Here is a 21,223-nt window from a genome sequence, read left to right as displayed (position 1 = left end):
CGGCGCCCTCAGGCGCCGGTTCCACCCACGGTGATCCCGTCGATCTTCAGCGTCGGCTGACCGACGCCCACCGGCACCGACTGGCCGTCCTTGCCGCAGGTGCCGACGCCGCTGTCCAGCGCCAGGTCGTTGCCGACCATCGACACCTTGTTCATCACTTCCGGACCGTTGCCGATCAGCGTCGCGCCTTTCACCGGGGCGCCGAGCTTGCCGTCCTCGATCAGGTAGGCCTCGCTGGTGGAGAAGACGAACTTGCCGCTGGTGATGTCCACCTGGCCGCCGCCGAGGCTGGCGCAGTAGATGCCCTTCTTCACCGAGCGGATGATTTCTTCCGGGTCGCTTTCACCGGCCAGCATGTAGGTGTTGGTCATCCGCGGCATCGGCAGGTGCGCGTAGGACTCGCGGCGGCCGTTGCCGGTCGGCGCCACCCCCATCAGGCGCGCGTTCAGCTTGTCCTGCATGTAGCCCTTGAGCACGCCGTTCTCGATCAGCGTGGTGCAATGGGTCGGCGTGCCTTCGTCGTCGATGCTCAGCGAACCGCGGCGGTCGGCCAGGGTGCCGTCGTCGACGATGGTGCACAGGCTCGACGCCACGCGCTCGCCCATGCGGCCGCTGTAGGCCGAGCTGCCCTTGCGGTTGAAGTCGCCTTCCAGGCCGTGCCCGACCGCTTCGTGCAGGAGCACGCCGGACCAGCCGGACCCGAGCACCACCGGCAGCGTGCCGGCCGGCGCGGGGATCGCCTCGAGGTTCACCAACGCCTGGCGCAGCGCCTCGCGGGCGTAGCCGGTGGCGCGGTCTTCGAGGCCCACGCTGTCGAGGAAGAAACGGTAGTCGGTACGCCCGCCGCCGCCGTGGCTGCCGCGCTCGCGACGGCCGTTCTGCTCGACGATCACGCTGACGTTGAAGCGCACCAGCGGGCGGATGTCCGCGCCCAGGCTGCCGTCCAGCGCGGCGACGAGGATGCGTTCCCAGACGCCGGCGAGGCTGACGGTGACCTGCTTGATGCGCGGATCGAGCGCGCGGGTGGCGACGTCGATGCGCTTGAGCAGCTCGACCTTCTGCGCGCGGTCGAGCACGTCCAGCGGGTTGTCCAGGGCATACAGGCGCGGCACGTCCGGGCTGGAGAAGGCCTGCACGCGGCCTTCCTGTCCGGCGCGGGCGATGGAGCGCGCGGCACGGGCAGCGGCACCCAGCGCGGCGCCGGTGATCGCGTTGCTGTAGGCGAAGCCGGTCTTCTCGCCGGACAGCGCTCGCACGCCGACGCCCTGGTCCAGGTTGAAACTACCGTCCTTGACGATGCCGTCCTCGAGGACCCAGGACTCGGAAATCTGGTCGTGGAAATACAGGTCGGCGGCGTCGATACCCGGCCCGGCGAGTTCACCGAGCAACGCCGGCAGGGCGTCCAGGCTCAGGCCGCCGGGGCTCAACAGGTGTTCGCTTACGCGGTGCAGCATGGTCGTCATAGTCACTCCAGGGTGATCGGCCGCGGGGCGGTCGACACGGAAAATCGCCGGTGGCCAGTGACCGGCATGCGCTGGCGGATGCTCGCCTGTTCCTCGGCGTCGCGCTGACCGAACAGCACGCCCTCGCCGACCGCCCGCTCGGCGACGATGCCCCCCCAGGGGTCAACCAGCAGCGAATGGCCGTAGGTCTCGCGCGGGCCGGGGTGCATGCCGCCCTGCGCCGCCGCCAGCAGGTAGCACTGGGTTTCGATGGCGCGGGCACGCACCAGCACTTCCCAATGCGCGGCGCCGGTCACTGCGGTGAACGCCGAGGGCGCGCTGATCAGCTCGGCGCCGGCCTCGCGCAATCGCGTGTACAGCTCCGCAAAGCGCAAATCGTAACAGACGCTCAGCCCCAGCCGGCCGACCGGCGTATCCGCCAGCACCAGCCGTCCGCCGTGCCGGTAATCATCGGACTCCCGGTAACGACCGCGGCTGTCGCTCACGTCGACATCGAACAGGTGCAGCTTGTCGTAACGCGCCGCGCGCTCGCCGTCCTCGTCGATCAGCAGCGAGCAGGCATTGGGTTTGCCGTGCGGCTCGTCGTCGGCCGGCAGCGGCACGGTGCCCGCCACTACCCATAACCTGAGGTCGCGGGCAGTGCGTTTCAACCACGGCAGGATCGGTCCCCGCCCGGCGGCTTCCTCGTGGCCGATGCGCAAGGCGTCACGACGGCCCATCGCGGCGAAGTTCTCCGGCAGCACGGCGAGCCGCGCGCCGCCGTCCGCGGCTTGTCGCAACAGCCGCTGGGCGGCCGAGAGATTGGCCAGGACATCGTCCTGGCTGACCATCTGGATCAGCGCAATGCTCATGGGCGCTCCGCGCGGACAAGGAGGGCAGCGGGTTCGCACAGGCCGCTCACTTCGGCTTCTCGAAAGGCTTGTCGAAGCTGATCTTCGGGTCCTGCAGCGAGCCTTCTACGTCGTACTGTACGCTGGCCAGCCGCGCCACCTTGTCGCCGAACAGCTTGTCGGCGACGAACAGCGCACCGCCGATGGCCGGCGCACCGACGATCAGCGCGGCGATCGGCAGGTTGTTGCTCACCGGCAAGGTCACCAGCAGCTTGGCGTCGATCTGGTCGTTGAGCATGTCCAGCGTGCCATTCAGCTCGAGGTTGCTCGAGGGCCCGGTCAGGGTGATCGGTTCGCGGGTGGTGAACACGCCGTCGCTGCCGAGCAGGCGTCCCTTGACCCGGTCGTAGCTGAGGCCTTTGCCGAGCAGGTCGGAGAAGTCCAGGCGCAGGCGCCGGCCGATGGAGTTGAAGTTGAGCAGGCCGAACACACGCAGCGCCGAGGCGGAGCCCTGGGCCTCGACGAACTGGCCCTTGTGCAGGCTGGCGTCGATGTCACCGGAGAAACGCTTGAGGCTGAACCAGGCCGGCGAGCCCGGCCAGCGCCCGTCGACATCCAGGCTGAACTTCTCGCTGGTCACGCTCGGTGCGAAATCCCAGGCCAGCAACACGTTGGAGAGATCGCCGCCGCCGAGCTTCCCCTTGAACCAGCTGGCGGGCGCGGCCTGGCCTTCCCAGCCACCCTCGCCGCTGATCTGCAGGCCCTTGAGGCCCAGCTTCACGTCGCTGAAACGCGCGCCGGTGGCGGTCGGCCGCGACTTGAACGACCAGGCGCCGAGCAGCACGTCGCCCTGGTACACCTGGTCCACATGCAGGTTGAGCGCCGGTATCGAACGCGGATCGACATCGGCCAGCGGATCGGGCTTCTCCACCACCGGCGCCTGCGGATCCAGCGGCACGGGGTCGGCGGCCGGCAGGCGCAGGCGACGCAGGTCGACGTAGACCGGGCCGTCATCGTCCGGCAGGTCGATGCGCCCGGACAGCGGGTCGCTGTCGATGATCGCCTGCCAGGTGTGCTGGCCACGCTGGATCTGCGCGCTGACGTCGTTCACCTCGCGACCGAACCCCTTGAAGGTACCGATGCGCACGTCGATGGCGCGCAGCAGTTGCTGCGCGTCCTTCGGCTGCACCGGCGCCTTGCTCTGCTCCAGCGCGGCTTTCCAGGCATCCAGGTCGAACTCGGCGAGGCTCCCGCGCACCCTAAGGCCGCGGTCGACCGGCGCCACCGCGGCGCCTGCGCCGAGGCGCAGCTCGCCACGCAGCTGCTTCTGGTCGTTCGCCGGCATCGCCAGCGCCAGGCTGCCGGCGTCCTGCAGGTCGGCCCACATGCGCCGCTCTGGACCGCTCAGGTTCATCCGCCAGGTGGCGTTGCGGGTCTCGTCGACGCCCTTGCCGAAGGGCGCGGGCAGTTCGATGCCGACGCCCTTGAGGTCGGAGTCGACGCGCAGCTGGCTGTCGTCGGAAATCGACACGCCGAGGCGATAGGGAATGCTGCCGGTCACGGGCAGCGTCTGGGTCACGCCGAGCCATTCGGCGAGCGTCTTCACCGCCACCTGGCCGCTGGCCTCGATGCGTGTCAGCGGCCGGGCGCTGCCTTCGGCGAACACCTTGCCCTGCACCGGCCTGCCGAACAGTTGCGCACGCACGTCCGGCGCGCTGAGGCCCTTGGCGCTGTCGAAGCGGAACGCCCCGGACACCTGGCTCAGTTCAAGCAGTGGCTTGTCGATGCGCAGCGCCGCGCCCTGGGTGGCGAAGTCGACCACGACCAGCGGCTGCCCGCCCTTGTTCAGCGGGATGTCGAGCTGCAGACGGCCATCCAGCGGCCCCTCGCCACGCCAGCCGGCGAAGGATTCGGCGGCGCTCTTAAGCGGGGTTTCCTGGAGGATCTTCAAGCCGTCGGCCACGCTGCTGGCGACCTTGCCGTCGATCAGCAGGCGCGACACCTGCCCCGCCGGCACGTGCGGCACCCGCGCCTTGACGTCGGTCACGCGGCTGTCCAGCAGCAGCCCTTCGGAGACGTCGACCCGCACGCCGCTGTCCTCGACGAACACTTCGCCCCGCGCACCGCGCACCGACGGCCAGCCGGGCTGAAAGGCCAGTTCGGCGTCGTGCACCTTGAAGAACAGGTCGATGGACCGGGCGCCGTCCTGCGCGCCGTGCATCAGCGAGCCCTGGTACTGGAACCAGCCTTCGTCGATGCGCCCGCCGCGGATCGCCGTCTTCAGCCAGTCGGCCAGCGCAGGGCTGAGGGCCGGCGTCACCGTCGGCAGGTACTTCTCGGTGTAGCGCGCGTCGCCGTCGTGCAGTGTCACGCGCAGGTCCATGTAGCTTTCCCGCGACGGGTCGCGCTGCAGGCGGATCAGCATGTCGCCGGCGAGCTCGCCCTCGTCGCCGCTGACCTTCATGTAGCGGCTGGCGAGGGTGAAGGCTTCCTGATCGAGGCTCCAGGTCAGGCGCGCGTTGGCCTGGCGGTATTTCCACGGCTGCGGGAAGAAATGGTCGAGGTGCAGCACGAAATCCGGGGCATCCAGGCGCAGCTCGCCCTGGCCGAGGTCACCGGAGATGGCGCCACTGACGTTCTCCGCGGCGGGCGCCCCATGCACGGCGTTGAAGGCGATGCGCTCGAGGTTGGCGGCGAACTGGACGCGCTTGTCGCCTTCGGCCTGGGGTTGCCAGGCCAGTTGCACGTTGTGCAGGGAACCGCGCGGTTGCAGGCCTTCGATGATCTCGGCGAGCTTGTCCGGCAACGGCGCCAGGGCCTCGACGGCGGGCGCCAGCGGGGTCAGGTCGAGCCGGTCGGCGGCGAGCTTCCAGACTTCGTCGGCCGCGCCACGCCGCTGCTGTCCCAGCGCCAGCTTGACCTCGCCCCAGCGGGTTTCGCCGAGGCTCACGGCCAGCGAATCGACCAGCAGGTCGAAGCCATCGTCGCGGCGGTCGTAGTAGGCGTTGAAGGCCAGGTCGTCCATCGTCACCGGCTTGCGCTCGGCATAACCGGCGGACACCTTAGGCGCATGCAGGCGGGCCACCGCACGGGCGACACCACCGTTGGCCCAGGTGGCCCAGACTTCGCCACCGGCCTGCAACGCACCGATGTGCCAGTCGCGGGTGAGCCGCGCCGGCAGCCACTGCGCCCAGTCGCTCTGCGGCAGGCTCAGGTAGAACTCGGCCTCGGTGTCCTGCCAGCCGCTGGCGCTCAGCCGGCTGTTGAGGTCGAACATCAGCGGCTGGCCGTCCGGCAGCATCAGCCGACCGTCGAGGCGCTGGCGGGCGCCGCTGCGCAGGGTCAGGCCGACCGAACTGATGCCGATCGGCTCGGACCCGGAAGGCTTGAGGATCAACTGGCTGTCCAGCACGGACAGCGTCGCAACCTTGCGCAGTTGCTCGAGTATCTGCGCCGGCTGCACGGCAGGCTGGCCGGGACGCTGCGGCAGGCCCTGCAGCGCCCACTTGCCCTCCTCGTCCTGGACCAGGCTGAGTTGCACGCCGCTCAGTTCCAGATGGGCGATGCGTACCTGCCGCGCCAGCAGGCTGGCGAGCAGGTCGGGCTTGATCCGCACCTGCTCCAGGCGCAGGTGCGCATTGGCATCGCCGACCAGCACGTCGTGGGCGAACAGCACCGGTGCGAAACCCTGCCAGCGACCTTCCAGGCTGCCGATGCTGACCGGTATCTGCAGCGCCTCGCCGGCCTTGGCCTGCACCTCGGCGCGGTACTCCGCCAGCAGCGGCACCAGTTGCCGGCCGAGGCTCACATACAGCGCCGCGAGGACCAGGAACAGCGCGCAGGCCCACAGCCCGCCACGCACTAAGGCGCTGAGCAAACGGGCCACACGGCCCTCGCCGGCCGGCGCGCTCAGAGCAGCACCACGTCGTACTGCTCCTGGGAGTACATGGTTTCGACCTGAAACTTGATGGTGCGCCCGATGAACGCCTCGAGATCGGCGACGTTGCCGGATTCCTCGTCGAGCAGCCGGTCGACCACCTTTTGGTTGGCCAGCACCCGGTAACCCTCGGCCTGGTAGGCACGCGCCTCGCGGAGAATTTCACGGAAGATTTCGTAGCAGGTGGTTTCCGGGGTCTTCAGCTTGCCGCGGCCGTGGCAATGGCCGCAGGGCTCGCAGAGGATCTGCTCGAGGCTTTCGCGGGTGCGCTTGCGGGTCATCTGCACCAGGCCGAGTTCGGTGATGCCGATGATGTTGGTCTTCGCATGGTCGCGTTCGAGCTGTTTTTCCAGCGTGCGCAGGACCTGGCGCTGATGCTCCTCGTCCTCCATGTCGATGAAATCGATGATGATGATGCCGCCGATGTTGCGCAGGCGCAGCTGCCGGGCAATGGCCGTGGCCGCCTCGAGGTTGGTCTTGAAGATCGTTTCTTCCAGCGTGCGATGACCGACGAACGCCCCGGTGTTGACGTCGATGGTGGTCATCGCCTCGGCCGGGTCGACCACCAGGTAGCCGCCGGACTTGAGCAGCACCTTGCGCTCCAGCGCCTTCTGGATTTCGTCCTCGACCCCATAGAGGTCGAAGATCGGCCGTTCGCCCGGATAGTGCTCCAGGCGGTCGGCGACTTCCGGCATCAGTTCGGCGACGAACTGGGTGACCTTCTGGAAGGTTTCCCGGGAGTCGATGCGAATCTTCTCGGTGCGCGGGCTGACCAGGTCGCGCAGCGTCCGCAGGGCTAGCGAAAGGTCCTCGTAGATCACCGTCGGCGCCCTGGCCTCCTGCATCTGCGCGGCGATCTGGTCCCACAGCCGGCGCAAGTAGCGGATGTCGGCGAGGATCTCCTCGGCGCGCGCGCCGTCGGCAGCGGTGCGCAGGATGAAGCCACCGTTCTCCTGGATGCCTTCGGCCGCAACGCAGTCGGCGACCACCTTCTTCAGGCGTTCGCGCTCGGATTCGTCCTCGATCTTCAGCGAGATGCCGACGTGCGCGGTGCGCGGCATGTACACCAGGTAGCGCGACGGGATCGACAGGTGAGTGGTCAACCGCGCGCCCTTGCTGCCGATCGGGTCCTTGGTCACCTGCACCACCAGCGCCTGGCCGTCGTGGACCAGCGCGCTGATGCTTTCCACCGCGCTGCCTTCGCGGGTGGAGATTTCCGAGGCATGGATGAACGCTGCGCGCTCCAGGCCGATGTCGACGAACGCCGCCTGCATGCCCGGCAGTACGCGGACCACCTTGCCCTTGTAGATGTTGCCGACGATGCCACGCCGCTGGGTGCGCTCGACGTGCACTTCCTGCAGCACACCGTTTTCCACCACGGCCACGCGCGATTCCATCGGCGTGATGTTGATCAGGATCTCTTCGCTCATATTGTTCTCGTTGGCGCAAAGCCGAAGGGCAGTGGCTGAGTTGTACAGCTTTCCCGCGCTGGCTTCCAACTCAGCACCCCGGGACAACGTCCGTGCCCCAGCAACGGATGCCAAAGCTCGCCAACAGTTCCGCCGTTTCGCACAGCGGCAGCCCTACCACGGCCGAGTAGCTGCCCTGCAGCCCGCTGATGAAGACCGCGGCCAACCCCTGGATGCCATAGCTGCCCGCCTTGTCGCAGGGCTCGCCGGTCTCCCAGTAGGCTTCGATCTCCGCGCGTTCCAGGGCGCGGAAACGCACCCGACTGGCGACCACGCGCGTGGCGTGGCGCTGCGCGTCGACCAGAGCGACGGCGGTGAGCACTTCATGCTCGCGTGCGGACAACGCGGCCAGCGTCGTCAGGGCCTCGTCACGGTCGCGCGGCTTGCCGAGGATGCGCCCGTCGAGCACCACGGCGGTATCGGCACCGAGCACCACGGCGCCGGCCGGCTGCTCGAGGGTCGCCTGCGCGGCCCGCGCCTTGGCCAGCGCGAGGCGCTCGACATAGGCCGCCGCGGCCTCACCAGGCAACGGCGTTTCATCGATCGGCACGACCAGGCTGACGAAACGCACGCCGATCTGTGTCAGCAGTTCCTGGCGGCGTGGCGAAGCGGAGGCAAGGTGGAGGACGGGTGTGGTCATAGGATCCTTCCTGTCGTGCGGAAGGCACGCCGACCCGCCGCTCAATTGACGTTCAGACGCAGGTGCAGGCCGCGCAGGGCCGCGCAGACCCAGGGCCAGAGCAAGGCGCTGACCAGGGCGGGGAGGACGAAGGCAAGCGTCGGCGGACGGTTGCCAGTGAGCGCGTTGAGCCACAGCTGGACCAGTTGCGCCAGGCCGAAGACCACCAGCAGCACCAGGCTCTGCTGCCACATCGGGAACATCCGCAGGCGCTGGTGCAGCGCCAGCACGAGGAAAACGATGAGCGTCAGGACCAGCGCGTTCTGCCCCAGCAGCGTGCCGTTGAGCACGTCCTGGGCGATGCCGATGACCCAGGCGGTGGTCATCCCGACCTTCTGCGGCAACGCCAGCGTCCAGTAGGTCAGCACCAGCGCCGGCCACAGCGGCCGGCCGATTTCCATGAATGCCGGCATCGGCGCCACGCTGAGCAGCATCGCCAGGATGAAGGTCAGCCAGACCAGCCAGCCATTGTTGGAGCGCCGCGCGACCATCAGCGATCTTCCTGATCGGCGTTGGGCGGAACCTGCCCGGGCGGCGCCTGGGTCGGCGGTGCGGCCGGAGCCGGCGTGCCAGGCGGCGTGGCGGGGTTCTGCCCATCGTCGCCGACGGCCTTCTGGTCAGCCGCCACCTGCGCCTCGGCGGCGGCATTGGCGCGCTCTTCCGGCGAACGGGTGTCGGTGAACACCAGCAAGACGTAGCGACTGCGGTTCAACGCCGCGGTGGGCACCGCGCGGACGATGGCGAACGGCTGGCCGGAATCGTGGATGACTTCCTTCACCGTCGCTACCGGATAACCGGCCGGGAAGCGCTGACCGAGGCCGGAACTGACCAGCAGATCGCCTTCCTTTATGTCGGCGGTATCGGCGACGTGGCGCAGCTCCAGGCGCTCGGGGTTGCCGGTGCCGCTGGCGATGGCGCGCAGGCCGTTGCGATTTACCTGCACGGGGATGCTGTGGGTGGTATCGGTGAGCAGCAGCACCCGCGAGGTGTAGGGCATCACTTCGACGACCTGGCCCATCAGGCCACGCGCATCGAGCACCGGCTGGCCGAGGAACACGCCATCCTGGCCGCCCTTGTCGATGATGATGCGATGGGTGAAGGGGTTCGGATCGACGCCGATCAGTTCTCCGACCAGCACCTTGTCATCCACCAGCGCGGACGAGTTCAGCAGTTCGCGCAGGCGCACGTTCTGCTCGGTCAGCGTGGCGAGCTTCTGCAGGCGACGCTGCATGAGCAGCGCCTCAGCCTTGAGCTTCTCGTTCTCGGCGACCAGCTCGCCCCGGCTGGCGACCTGCTGGGTGAGGCCTTCCCAGGTGCGCACCGGCAGCTCGGTGAGCCAGTAGAACGGGGTCAGCACGAGCCCCATCTGGCCGCGCGCCGGCTTGAGGAAATCGAACCGCGCGTCCACCACCATCAAGGCAGCCGAAAGCACGACGAACACCAGCAGGCGTACACCGAGCAAAGGTCCTTTGGCGAATAACGGTTTGATGGTCGGCACCTCGCAGCCGCAAGCTTCAAGCGCTTTGCCGCGGGGCGGATACCGGACCGGCCGGAGTTCCGCCCGCAGCGAGTGGCCTGCAGTTCGCCGCTTACTCCGTAGACAGCAGATCCATGGCGTGGCGATCCATCATTTCCAGGGCACGGCCGCCGCCACGGGCCACGCAGGTCAGCGGGTCCTCGGCGACGATCACCGGCAGGCCGGTTTCCTGGGATAGTAGCTTGTCCAGATCGCGCAGCAGCGCGCCGCCGCCGGTCAGCACCAGGCCACGCTCGGCGATGTCCGAGGCCAGCTCGGGCGGCGACTGCTCCAGGCAGCTCTTCACCGCCTGGACGATGGTCGCCAGGGACTCCTGCAGCGCCTCGAGCACCTCGGCGGAGCTGAGGGTGAAACTGCGCGGCACGCCTTCGGCCAGGTTGCGGCCGCGGACGTCGATCTCGCGGATTTCGGTGCTCGGGTAGGCGGTGCCGATTTCCTGCTTGATGCGCTCGGCGGTGGATTCGCCGATCAGCGAACCGTAGTTGCGGCGCACGTAGGTGACGATGGCCTCGTCGAAGCGGTCGCCGCCGACGCGCACGGATTCGGCGTAGACCACGCCGTTGAGGGAGATCAGTGCGATTTCGGTGGTACCACCGCCGATATCGACGACCATCGAGCCACGCGCTTCCTCGACCGGCAGCCCGGCGCCGATGGCAGCGGCCATCGGCTCTTCGATGAGGAACACTTCACGCGCGCCGGCACCGAGGGCGGACTCGCGGATCGCCCGGCGCTCGACCTGGGTCGACTTGCACGGCACGCAGATCAGCACGCGCGGCGAAGGCTGCAGGAAGCTGTTCTCGTGAACCTTGTTGATGAAGTACTGGAGCATCTTTTCGCAGACGCTGAAGTCGGCGATGACGCCATCCTTCATCGGACGAATGGCCGAAATGTTGCCCGGCGTACGGCCGAGCATGCGCTTGGCTTCGGTGCCGACGGCAACCACACTCTTCTGATTATTGGCGCTGGTACGAATGGCGACGACAGAGGGCTCGTTCAGGACGATGCCCCGTTCACGCACGTAAATAAGGGTGTTGGCAGTTCCCAGGTCGATCGACAGATCGCTGGAAAACATGCCACGTAATTTCTTGAACATGAGGAGAGAGACCCTGGGGGCGACGCGTGGGTAAAAAAGTGCGCAGACTCTAACAACGACAGGGATTTTGGGCAACCCGCGCGCTGTGGTAGATTGGCCGTTTTCCCGGGCCCTACGGACCCGCAACGCAGGCGCGTCGAACGCGTTTCGGCAGGCCCGCGCAGCCGGAAAACGCGGCTTTCGACCGCCCCTCCGGGATTCGGTTCCTCCGCCTTTTCCGGATACCTCTCCACGTCATCCGCCCGCCCTCAGGAGACGCCCATGGCGCTTGAACGCTCCGATGTGGAAAAGATCGCTCACCTCGCCCGCCTGGGCCTGGATGAAGCCGACATTCCGCGCACCACCGACACCCTCAACAGCATTCTCGGCCTGGTCGACCGCATGCAGGCGGTCGACACCGACGGCATCGAGCCGCTGGCGCACCCGCTGGAAGCCACCCAGCGCCTGCGCGCGGACGTGGTCGGCGAAAGCAATCGCCGCGACGCCTACCAGGCGATCGCCCCGGCCGTGGCCGAGGGCCTCTACCTCGTGCCGAAAGTGATCGAGTAAGGAACCACGATGCATTCATTGACGCTTGCCGAAATCGGCCGCGCCCTGGCCGCCAAGCAGTTCTCCGCCGAAGAACTGACCCGCCACCTGCTGGACCGTATCGCCCGGCTCGACCCGCAACTCAACGCCTTCATCAGCATCACCGAGGAGTTGGCGCTGAGCCAGGCGCAAGCCGCCGATACGCGCCGCGCCGCGGGCGAGAACGGTGCCCTGCTCGGCGCGCCGATCGGCCACAAGGACCTGTTCTGCACCCAGGGCGTTCTCACCAGCTGCGGCTCGAAGATCCTCGGCAACTTCACCGCGCCCTACGATGCGACCGTGGTGGCGAAGCTCGCCAGCGCCGGCACCGTGACCCTCGGCAAGCTGAACATGGACGAGTTCGCCATGGGCTCGGCCAACGAATCCAGCCATTACGGCCCGGTGAAGAACCCCTGGGACGCCAACCGCGTGCCCGGCGGCTCCTCCGGGGGTTCCGCGGCCGCCGTGGCCGCGCGCCTGCTGCCGGCCGCCACCGGCACCGATACCGGCGGCTCGATTCGCCAGCCGGCGGCCTTCACCAACCTCACCGGGATCAAGCCGACCTACGGCCGCGTTTCGCGCTGGGGCATGATCGCCTACGCCTCCAGCCTCGATCAGGGCGGCCCGCTGGCGCGCACCGCCGAGGACTGCGCGCTGATGCTCGGCGCCATGGCCGGTTTCGACGCCAAGGACTCGACCAGCGTCGATCAGCCGCTGGACGACTACCTCGCCGCCCTCCGCCAGCCGCTCGCCGGGCTGCGCATCGGCCTGCCGGTGGAGTACTTCAGCGCCGGCCTCGATGCACGCATCGCCGACGCGGTGCTGGCCTGCGTCGAGGAACTGAAGAAGCTCGGCGCCACGGTCAAGGACATCAGCCTGCCGAACATGCAGCATGCAATTCCGGCGTACTACGTGATCGCCCCGGCCGAAGCGTCCTCCAACCTGTCGCGTTTCGACGGCGTCCGCTTCGGCTATCGCTGCGAGAACCCTGCGGACCTCACCGACCTGTACATGCGCTCGCGCGCCGAAGGCTTCGGTGCCGAGGTCAAGCGGCGGATCATGGTCGGCACCTACGCCCTCTCCGCCGGCTACTACGACGCCTACTACCTGAAGGCGCAGAAGATCCGCCGGCTGATCAAGAACGACTTCGTCAAGGCCTTCGAGGAAGTCGACCTGATCCTCGGCCCGACCACGCCCAGCGCGGCCTGGAAGCTCGGCGAGAACAGCAACGACCCGGTCGCCGAGTACCTGCAGGACATCTACACCATCACCGCCAACCTGGCGGGAATTCCCGGCCTGTCGATGCCCGCGGGCTTCGTCGATGGCCTGCCGGTGGGCGTGCAGCTGCTGGCTCCGTACTTCCAGGAAGGTCGCCTGCTCAACGTCGCGCACCAGTACCAGCAGGTCAGCGACTGGCACAAGGCAACGCCCGCCGGGTTCTGAACCAGCCCCTCCCCTCTCTCATTCGTGGGAGAGGGGCCGGGGGAGAGGGTACGGCCCGCCACCCTCTCCCCAACCCTCTCCCGCAAACGGGAGAGGGGGCAGACCGCAAAACATTTGAGGGATATTGAACATGCAATGGGAAACCGTGATCGGGCTGGAAATCCACGCACAGCTCGCCACCCAATCGAAGATATTCTCCGCCAGCGCCACCACCTTCGGCGCCGAGCCGAACACCCAGGCCAGCCTGGTCGACCTCGGCATGCCCGGCGTTCTGCCGGTGCTCAACGAGGAAGCGGTGCGCATGGCCTGCAAGTTCGGCCTGGCGATCGACGCCGAGATCGGCGCGCGCAACGTCTTCGCGCGCAAGAACTACTTCTATCCCGACCTGCCCAAGGGCTACCAGATCAGCCAGATGGAGCTGCCGATCGTCGGCAAGGGCTTCCTCGACATCACCCTCGAGGACGGCACCCTCAAGCGCGTCGGCATCACCCGCGCGCACCTCGAGGAAGACGCCGGCAAGAGCCTGCACGAAGACTTCCACGGCATGAGCGGGATCGACCTCAACCGCGCCGGCACGCCGCTGCTGGAAATCGTCTCCGAGCCCGACATCCGCTCGGCCAAGGAAGCCGTGGCCTACGCCAAAGCGATCCACGCGCTGGTGCGCTACCTGGGCATCTGCGACGGCAACATGGCCGAAGGTTCGCTGCGCTGCGATTGCAACGTCTCGGTGCGGCCCAAGGGCCAGGCCGAGTTCGGCACCCGCGCCGAGATCAAGAACGTCAACTCGTTCCGCTTCATCGAGAAGGCGATCAATCACGAGGTGCAGCGCCAGATCGAGCTGATCGAGGACGGCGGCAAGGTGGTCCAGGAAACCCGCCTGTACGACCCGAACAAGGATCAGACCCGCTCCATGCGCAGCAAGGAGGAAGCCAACGACTACCGTTACTTCCCCGATCCGGACCTCCTGCCGGTGGTCATCGAACCAAGCTTCCTCGCTACCGTACGGGCCACCCTGCCGGAATTGCCGACGCAGAAGCGCGAGCGCTTCCAGGCCGCCTTCGGCCTCTCCGTGTACGACGCCAGCGTGCTCTCCGCCAGCCGTGAACTGGCCGACTACTTCGAGCAGGTGCAGCAGGTCAGCGGCGACGCCAAGCTGGCCGCCAACTGGGTGATGGGCGAGCTCTCCAGCCTGCTCAACAAGGATGGCCTGGAGATCGAGCAGTCGCCGGTTTCGGCCGAGCAACTGGGCGGGATGATCCTGCGGATCAAGGACAACACCCTCTCCGGCAAGCTCGCCAAGATGGTCTTCGAGGCCCTGGCGGCCGGCGAAGGCGCGACGGCCGATGAGGTCATCGAGAAGAAGGGGCTCAAGCAGGTCACCGATTCCGGCGCCATCGAGAAGATGCTCGACGAAGTGCTGGCCGCCAACGCCGAACAGGTCGAGCAGTACCGCGCCAGCGACGAGGCCAAGCGCGGCAAGATGTTCGGCTTCTTCGTCGGCCAGGCGATGAAGGCGAGCAAGGGCAAGGCCAATCCCGGCCAGGTCAACGAGCTGCTGAAGAAGAAGCTGGACGGCTGAAACGTTGCCTCTCCGGGCGAGTCGCTGCACCCGGAGAGGTTTCGTGGAATTTGTCTCATCGCGCAGCGGTCATAGTGCGAAGCCCGGCGCGCCGTCGGGTATCCCTAAGGATCGCGGGCAGCGCCCGCCGCATGGAGCGACCGATGCGCCGAACCGCCTGCCTGATGATCTCCGCACTGCTGCTCGCCGGCTGCTCCAGCCTCGATCGCGGTGTCACTCGCCCCGGATCATCCGCCACCAGCGCCACCGGCTACAGCGAAACCGGCCAGGCCTCCTACTACGGCGCGCGCCACCACGGCAAACGCACGGCCAGCGGCGACGCCTTCGACCAGAACGCCCTCACCGCCGCACACCGCAGCCTGCCGTTCGGCACACAGGTGCGGGTAACCAACCTGGCCAACCAGCGCCAGGTGGTGGTGACCATCAACGACCGCGGCCCGGTTTCCCGGCGGCGCCTGATCGACCTCTCGAAGAAAGCCGCCGAAGCCCTCGGCATGCTCGACAGCGGCGTCGCCAAGGTCCGCGTGGAAGCCCTAGACTGAGCGCTTCATCGAGCCAACCGGAGACCCACATGAACGAACGGGACAATGGCGAACGCATTCGCCGCGAAGTGATGGGCGACGCCTACGTCGATCGCGCACTGAACAACGCCACCGAGTTCAGCCAGCCGTTGCAGGACTTCGTCAACCAGAACGCCTGGGGTTCGGTCTGGGCTCGCGACGGCCTGTCGCGGCAGACGCGAAGCCTGATCACCCTGGCCACGCTCACCGCCCTGAAATGTCCGCAGGAGCTGAAAGGCCACGTGCGCGGCGCGCTGAACAACGGCTGTACGGTGGAAGAAATCCGCGAAGCGCTGCTGCACTGCGCGGTCTACGCCGGCGTCCCGGCGGCCATCGACGCTTTCCGCGCCGCCCAGGAAGTCATCGACGACTACGTGCCCAAGGCCTGATCCGTCTCAGATCACTCCCGCCGACTGCAGGACCAGCAGCCCGACGTTGGTGGTCACCACCGCCGCCAGCGTGGTGATGACGATGATCGCCGCGGCGAGTTCATGGTTGCCGCCCATGGCCCGAGCCATGACGAAACTGGCCGCCGCGGTGGGACTGGCGAAGTAGAGGAACAGCACGCCCAGATCGGCGCCGCGGAAGCCGCACAGGTAGGCGCCCAGGGTGCTGAAGAACGGCACCCAGATCATCTTCAGCGAACTCGAACCGATCGCCAGGCGGCTGCTTGCGCGCAGCGAGTCCAGCGACAGCGTGCCGCCGATGCAGATCAGCGCCAGCGGCATGGTCATCTGCGCGAAGTAGTGCCCGGACGTCATCGCCCAGGCCGGCAGGCGGATATGGAAGTAGGCGAACGGGATCGCGGCCAGCACGCCGATGATCAGCGGGTTGCGCAGGATGCTCTTGGTCAGGCTCCAGACATCGGCCTTGGCCACGGGGCTGTAGACCGCCAGCACCACCGACGAGAGGCTGTTGTAGAACAGGATCACCGCGCCAGCGAGTACGCCGCCCAGCGACAGACCGTAGTCGCCGTACATGCTGGTGGCGAGCGCCAGGCCGATGATGCCGTTGTTGCCGCGAAACGCGCCTTGCGTATACACGCCGCGATCCTCGCGCGGACAGCGCAGGATCGCCCAGCCCCAGGCCAGCAGGAACCCGCCCAGCGTGGCGGCGGCGAAATAGCCGAGCAGCTTGGGTTGCATCGCCTGGCTCAGGTCGGCTTCGACGATGCCGAGGAACAGCAGGGTCGGCATCGTCGCGTTGAACACCAGTGAGGACGCAGTGTTGACGAACGCGGCATCGATCAGTTGCACGCGCCGCAGCAACACGCCGACGAAGAGCATCGCGAACACCGGTGCGGTGATGTTCAGGGTTTCATGGAGGAGTGCGAACATGTCGGCTCACGCAAGTACTTAGGCGGCTAATGATACATGCCCGCACCCTTCCCTAGCGTTTCCCGTGCGTCGTTTCATCTCGGCCAGGCGTACAAATGAAAAGAGCGCCTCGCGGCGCTCTTCGGTGTTGCAGGGTATTCAGCGTCGAACCGGACGCTTCTGCAGCTTGCGCTGCAGGGTGCGCCGGTGCATGCCCAGCGCCCGCGCGGTGGCGGAGATGTTGTTGTCGTGCTCGGCGAGCACACGCTGGATGTGCTCCCACTGCAGGCGGTCGACCGACATCGGGTTTTCCGGCACCAGGTTTTCCAGGTCGGCATGCTCGGAGAGCATCGCGGTGAGCACGTCGTCGGCATCCGCGGGTTTGCACAGGTAGTTGCTGGCGCCGCGCTTGATCGCCTCGACGGCGGTGGCGATGCTCGAGTAGCCGGTGAGGATCAGCACCTTCATTTCCGGGTCCAGCTCGAGCATCTTCGGCAGCAGCACCAGGCCGGATTCGCCCTCCATCTTCAGGTCGAGCACCGCGTAGTCGGGCAGGTCCTGCTTGGCGATGGCCAGGCCTTCCTCGGCGGAGCCTGCAACGCTGACGCGCAGGCCGCGTCGTGTCATGGCACGCGCCATCACACGGGTGAAGGTGGCGTCATCGTCCACCAACAGCAGGTGGGGCTGCTCCTCGCCGTCGAACAGGGATTCCTCGCTCATCTTCCACTCCTCAAATGCTGGCGCCCGTTCGTCACAGGCTGTAGCGGCGCGGCAGGCGCAGCTCGGTGAGCGTGCCGCCGTCTTCATGGTTGTAAAGTTTAACCGTGCCGCCGGCACGGGTGACGCTGGCCTGGCTGAGGAACAATCCGAGGCCGAAGCCCCTGCCCTTGGTGGTGAAGAAGGGCTTGCCCAGTTGCTCGGCGATGGCCAGTGGCACGCCGGCACCATGATCGCGAATGCTCAGCTCGATCCATTGGATGTCCCAGCCAAGCTGGATATCCAGGTCGTCCGGGCAGGCATCCGCGGCGTTGTTCAACAGGTTGAGCAGCGCCTGGGTCAGATCCGGCGGCGGCAGCACCCGCGGCGCGGCGCCCTGGCCGATGCACTGGAAGCGATAGCTGGCCTCCGGGCGCATCAGGTGCCAACGACGCAGCACCGCTTCGAGCCATTCAAGCGCAGTCTGCTCCTGGACGGCTTGACGGCGGTCAGCTTCGGCGGCGCGAACCAGTTGCTGCAGGGTGTCCTTGCACAGCTGGACCTGCTCCTGCAGAACCGCCAGGTCTTCCTGCAGCAGCGGGTTCTTGTGCTCAATGCGCAGCTCCTTGATCAGCACGCTCATGGTCGCCAGCGGCGTGCCCAGCTCGTGGGCCGCGCCGGCGGCCTGGGTGGCGACGGCCAGCAGCTGCTCGTCGCGCATGCCCTCCTCGCGCCGTTCGGCCTGCAACTGGTCCTGACGACGCAGCGCCCCTGCCATCTTGACCACGAAGAAGGTGATGAACGCCGCCGACAGCGCGAAGTTCAACCACATGCCGAACAGGTGCAGGCTGATGATCATCGCCTCGTGCTCGACATTCAGGTGCAGCGGTTCGTACCAGATCAGCAGGACCGTGTAGCAACTGAGCGCCAGCCCGCTGAGCACCATCGAGTAGGCCCACGGCAGGATCGCCGCGGCGATGGTCAGGGGCACCAGGTAATAGGACACGAAGGGATTGGTCGAGCCGCCCGAATAGAACAGCAGCAGGCTGTGGATGATCATGTCGCAGGCCAGCTGGACGGCGTACTCCAGCTCCGTCACCGGCCAGGGCGCGCGCAGGCGCAGGGCGGCCAGAACGCAGAACGCCGCGGAAATCATCAGCGTGACGCTGAGCTCGACCCAGGGCAGCGGAAGGATGTCGGTGGCGTAGGCGAAACCCACGGAGCCGGCCTGGGCCGCCAGCACGAGGACCCGGATCAGGATCAGGCGCCAGAGGTTCTGGCGGCTGGCGGAGAGCAATTGGACAGGGGCTAGCATGGTCACTCCAGATGAGCGGCGGAGTATACCAAGCCCGACCTGGTGCCCACTGCGTGCGGCAACGCACCACAGATTCGTCGGAACCTGAGGCATTCGCTGAAACGAATCCCCCGGCGCCGCGGGTTGGAACCGACGCCTGCCTGCGGCATGCTGGCGCAACCGCCGCTGCGTACAGCTAGCCAGAACATGGCGGCGCATCGATGGTCTGAACCGTCGTCAAGGCGCCGCTTGCGCCCCCCCATCAAGGAGTCATGCATGTCTGCCGTTTCCTCCCCCGTCGCGCTGTTCGCCCTGTTTGGTGCACTGGTGGCGCTGCCCGCGCACGCCGACGAACTGCACTACAACCAGGTTTCCCTGCATGCCGAGGTGAGCAGCGAAGTCGCCCACGACCGCATGCTGGTGACGCTCTACAGCGAAGCCCAGGACAGCGACCCGGCCAAGCTGGCCGCCGGCATCACCACCTCGATCAACGCCTCGCTGGCCGAGGCACGCAAGGTGAAGGCCGTGGAAACCAGCCTGGGCAGCCGCAACAGCTACCCGATCTACGACGACAAGGGTCAGCAGATCACCGGCTGGCGCGAACGTGCCGAACTGCGCCTGGAAAGCTCGGATTTCGCCGCCCTGTCCAAGCTCACCGGTGAGCTGCTGAAAGACCTGAAGATGGCCGGAATGAACTTCAGCATCTCCGATCCGTTGCGCAAGAAGAACGAAGACGCGCTGCTCAAGGAATCGGTCGCCGCCTTCCGCGAGCGCGCCCAACTGACCAGCGAAGCGCTGGGCGGCTCCTCCTACAAGATCGTCAGCCTTAACCTGAGCAGCAACGGCTTCCAGGCGCCGCGGCCGATGTACGCGATGGCGATGAAAGGCGCGATGCGCGATGCCGCGCCGACGCCTGAAATCGAAGCCGGCACCAGCCAGGTGACCGTCAGCGCCGACGGCGTCATCGAAGTGCAGATGCCCTGATCCGGCATCGTCCGGCGGCCGGTTGCAGCGTCGATACGGACACGCCACTCGGCACGCCGCATGATTGCGACGCAATGGGCGTCGCCAGGTAGAGTGGCCGTATGTACAGCGCTCCGGAGAGAATCGTCCATGTCCCCACGCCGCCGCTCCCGCGCCGCCCTGTTCGTGGTTTGCCTGCTCGGTGCGGCGGTTGGGGCGGCGGCCAGTGCGGCGCCGAGCAGCCTGGTGGTGTGCAGCGAAGCCAGCCCGGAAGGCTTCGACATCGTCCAGTACACCGCCGCGGTGACCGCCGATGCCTCGGCGGAAACCCTATTCGACCGGCTGATCCGCTTCGCGCCGGGCAGCACCGAGCTGCAACCGGGGCTTGCGCAGAGCTGGCAGGTCTCCGACGACGGCCTGAGCTACACCCTGCAGCTACGCCGCGGGGTGAAGTTCCACCGCAGCAAGACCTTCACCCCGAGCCGCGACTTCAATGCCGACGACGTGCTCTGGAGCTTCCAGCGCCAGCTCGACCCGCAGCATCCGTGGCACGCGCTGTCGCCACGCGGCTTCCCGTATTTCGAATCGATGGCCTTCGGCGACCTGATCGAGCGCATCGAAAAGCTCGACGACTACCAGGTGCGCTTCGTCCTGCGCCACCCCGAAGCGCCCTTCCTCGCCGACCTGGCGATGGGCTTCGCCTCGATCTACTCGGCCGAGTATGCCGCGCAACTGCTCGCCGCCGGCACGCCGGAGAAGCTCAACAGCGAGCCGATCGGCACCGGACCGTTCATCTTCGAGCGCTACGCCAAGGACGCGCAGATCCGCTTTCGCGGCAACCCGGACTACTGGGACGGCGCGCCGCCGATGGACCGGCTGATCTTCGCCATCACGCCTGATCCGAACGTGCGCCAGCAGAAGCTCAAGGCCGGCGACTGCCAGATCGCCGTGTACCCGCGGCCCACCGACATCGCCCAGTTGAGGAGCGAGCCGGAACTGAAAGTGCTCGAGCTGGATTCGCTGATGGTCGCCTACATCGCCCTCAACGTGCGCCATCCGCCGCTCGACGATCCGCGCGTGCGCCAGGCGATCAACCTGGCCTTCGACAAACCGGCCTACCTGCGCGCGCAGTTCGGCGAGGGCAATGCCAGCCCGGCGGTGGCGCCGTATCCGCCGACGCTCTGGGGCCAGGACCAAACGCTCGCCGGCTGGCCGTACGATCCGCAGCGCGCACGGCAGCTGCTGGCGGAAGCCGGACATGCCGACGGCTTCAGGCTGAGCATCTGGACCCGTCCCGGCGGCGGCCCGACCAACCCCAATCCGGGCATCGGCGCGCAGATGCTGCAGGCCGACCTGGCCGCCATCGGCGTGCAGGCCGAGGTGCGGGTGTTCGAGTGGGGCGAGCTGATCAAGCGCGCGAAGAGCGGCGAGCACGACCTGGTGTTCATGGGCTGGAGCGGCGACAACGGCGACCCGGACAATTTCCTCACGCCGAACCTGTCGTGCGCCGCGGCGAAGTCCGGGGAGAACCAGGCCGGCTGGTGCAACGCCGAATTCGACGCGCTGATCGCTCGCGCCCGCGGCCTGAGCGACCAGGCCCAGCGCGCCGCGCTGTACCGCCAGGCGCTGGAGATCTTCACCCAGCAGGCGCCCTGGCTGCCGCTGGCCTACCCCAAACAGTTCGCCGTGCAGCGCCGGGATTTGCAAGGCTTCGTCCTCAGCCCGCTGGGCTCGAACAATTACGCCAGGGTGCGCTATGCACCTTAGGCAGCGCTCCCGCGTCATCACCGCGATTGC

At 67.3% G+C, this 21,223-nt stretch carries 18 protein-coding genes; 7 read left to right on the top strand and 11 right to left on the bottom strand.

Going from position 1 to position 21,223, the window contains the following annotated elements:
• Positions 1–8 precede the first annotated feature (8 nt).
• From tldD to mreB, 8 genes are all read right to left on the bottom strand, one after another.
• Positions 9–1,463, bottom strand: a complete 1,455-nt coding sequence (tldD, locus tag B2X67_RS01165; protein ID WP_286784359.1) for a metalloprotease TldD — start codon at positions 1,461–1,463, stop codon at positions 9–11.
• Between the two features lie 2 nt (positions 1,464–1,465).
• On the bottom strand, positions 1,466–2,314 hold the full coding sequence (locus B2X67_RS01160) for a carbon-nitrogen hydrolase family protein (RefSeq protein WP_286784358.1): 849 nt from the start codon (positions 2,312–2,314) through the stop codon (positions 1,466–1,468).
• 46 nt (positions 2,315–2,360) lie between these two features.
• On the bottom strand, positions 2,361–6,179 hold the full coding sequence (locus tag B2X67_RS01155) for a YhdP family protein (protein ID WP_286784357.1): 3,819 nt from the start codon (positions 6,177–6,179) through the stop codon (positions 2,361–2,363).
• 23 nt (positions 6,180–6,202) lie between these two features.
• The gene (rng, locus tag B2X67_RS01150) at positions 6,203–7,660 is read right to left on the bottom strand and encodes a ribonuclease G (RefSeq protein ID WP_286784356.1); all 1,458 of its coding nucleotides are present in this window, start codon (positions 7,658–7,660) and stop codon (positions 6,203–6,205) included.
• Positions 7,661–7,730: 70 nt separating this feature from the next.
• A complete protein-coding gene (locus tag B2X67_RS01145; RefSeq protein WP_286784355.1) occupies positions 7,731–8,339 on the bottom strand; it encodes a Maf family protein in 609 nt (202 codons plus the stop codon).
• A 41-nt stretch (positions 8,340–8,380) separates the two neighbouring features.
• On the bottom strand, positions 8,381–8,869 hold the full coding sequence (mreD, locus tag B2X67_RS01140) for a rod shape-determining protein MreD (RefSeq protein ID WP_090226408.1): 489 nt from the start codon (positions 8,867–8,869) through the stop codon (positions 8,381–8,383).
• Positions 8,869–9,867 carry a rod shape-determining protein MreC gene (gene mreC, locus B2X67_RS01135; protein WP_286784428.1) on the bottom strand — a complete coding sequence of 333 codons (999 nt, stop codon included), beginning with the start codon at positions 9,865–9,867 and terminating at the stop codon, positions 8,869–8,871. The genes mreD and mreC overlap by 1 nt, the downstream gene beginning before the upstream one ends.
• Positions 9,868–9,967: 100 nt before the next feature.
• Positions 9,968–11,008 (bottom strand): rod shape-determining protein MreB, encoded by a 1,041-nt coding sequence (gene mreB / locus B2X67_RS01130; RefSeq protein ID WP_273232503.1) that lies wholly within the window; start codon positions 11,006–11,008, stop codon positions 9,968–9,970.
• 261 nt (positions 11,009–11,269) lie between these two features.
• Here mreB and gatC point away from each other — a divergent pair, with 261 nt between their 5' ends.
• The 5 genes from gatC (at position 11,270) to B2X67_RS01105 (ending at position 15,546) form a co-directional block, all read left to right on the top strand.
• Positions 11,270–11,557: an Asp-tRNA(Asn)/Glu-tRNA(Gln) amidotransferase subunit GatC gene (gene gatC / locus B2X67_RS01125; RefSeq protein WP_282344419.1), complete on the top strand. Its 288-nt coding sequence runs from the start codon at positions 11,270–11,272 to the stop codon at positions 11,555–11,557.
• A gap of 9 nt (positions 11,558–11,566) precedes the next feature.
• The gene (gene gatA / locus B2X67_RS01120; RefSeq protein ID WP_286784354.1) at positions 11,567–13,018 is read left to right on the top strand and encodes an Asp-tRNA(Asn)/Glu-tRNA(Gln) amidotransferase subunit GatA; all 1,452 of its coding nucleotides are present in this window, start codon (positions 11,567–11,569) and stop codon (positions 13,016–13,018) included.
• 130 nt (positions 13,019–13,148) lie between these two features.
• Positions 13,149–14,597, top strand: a complete 1,449-nt coding sequence (gene gatB, locus B2X67_RS01115; RefSeq protein WP_286784353.1) for an Asp-tRNA(Asn)/Glu-tRNA(Gln) amidotransferase subunit GatB — start codon at positions 13,149–13,151, stop codon at positions 14,595–14,597.
• A gap of 143 nt (positions 14,598–14,740) precedes the next feature.
• Positions 14,741–15,139 carry a septal ring lytic transglycosylase RlpA family protein gene (locus B2X67_RS01110; RefSeq protein ID WP_090226395.1) on the top strand — a complete coding sequence of 133 codons (399 nt, stop codon included), beginning with the start codon at positions 14,741–14,743 and terminating at the stop codon, positions 15,137–15,139.
• Between the two features lie 29 nt (positions 15,140–15,168).
• The gene (locus B2X67_RS01105) at positions 15,169–15,546 is read left to right on the top strand and encodes a carboxymuconolactone decarboxylase family protein (RefSeq protein WP_273232493.1); all 378 of its coding nucleotides are present in this window, start codon (positions 15,169–15,171) and stop codon (positions 15,544–15,546) included.
• 6 nt (positions 15,547–15,552) lie between these two features.
• Here B2X67_RS01105 and B2X67_RS01100 read toward each other — a convergent pair whose 3' ends face one another.
• The 3 genes from B2X67_RS01100 to B2X67_RS01090 form a co-directional block, all read right to left on the bottom strand.
• Positions 15,553–16,494, bottom strand: a complete 942-nt coding sequence (locus B2X67_RS01100) for an AEC family transporter (RefSeq protein ID WP_282344660.1) — start codon at positions 16,492–16,494, stop codon at positions 15,553–15,555.
• 138 nt (positions 16,495–16,632) lie between these two features.
• Positions 16,633–17,193, bottom strand: a complete 561-nt coding sequence (locus B2X67_RS01095; RefSeq protein ID WP_090226390.1) for a response regulator transcription factor — start codon at positions 17,191–17,193, stop codon at positions 16,633–16,635.
• Positions 17,194–17,224: 31 nt separating this feature from the next.
• Positions 17,225–18,484: an ATP-binding protein gene (locus tag B2X67_RS01090; RefSeq protein WP_286784352.1), complete on the bottom strand. Its 1,260-nt coding sequence runs from the start codon at positions 18,482–18,484 to the stop codon at positions 17,225–17,227.
• 255 nt (positions 18,485–18,739) lie between these two features.
• Between B2X67_RS01090 and B2X67_RS01085 the strand changes: the two genes are divergently transcribed.
• Positions 18,740–19,447 carry an SIMPL domain-containing protein gene (locus tag B2X67_RS01085; RefSeq protein ID WP_282344664.1) on the top strand — a complete coding sequence of 236 codons (708 nt, stop codon included), beginning with the start codon at positions 18,740–18,742 and terminating at the stop codon, positions 19,445–19,447.
• Between the two features lie 129 nt (positions 19,448–19,576).
• Positions 19,577–21,193: an ABC transporter substrate-binding protein gene (locus tag B2X67_RS01080; RefSeq protein WP_286784351.1), complete on the top strand. Its 1,617-nt coding sequence runs from the start codon at positions 19,577–19,579 to the stop codon at positions 21,191–21,193.
• The last annotated feature ends 30 nt before the right edge of the window (positions 21,194–21,223 follow it).

This window comes from Pseudomonas sp. UBA3153 (assembly GCF_002364635.1).
GTDB lineage: Bacteria > Pseudomonadota > Gammaproteobacteria > Pseudomonadales > Pseudomonadaceae > Pseudomonas_O > Pseudomonas_O kuykendallii.
The sequence above is the reverse complement of the archived record's forward strand: the minus strand, read 5'-3'. Positions and strand labels throughout refer to the sequence as shown.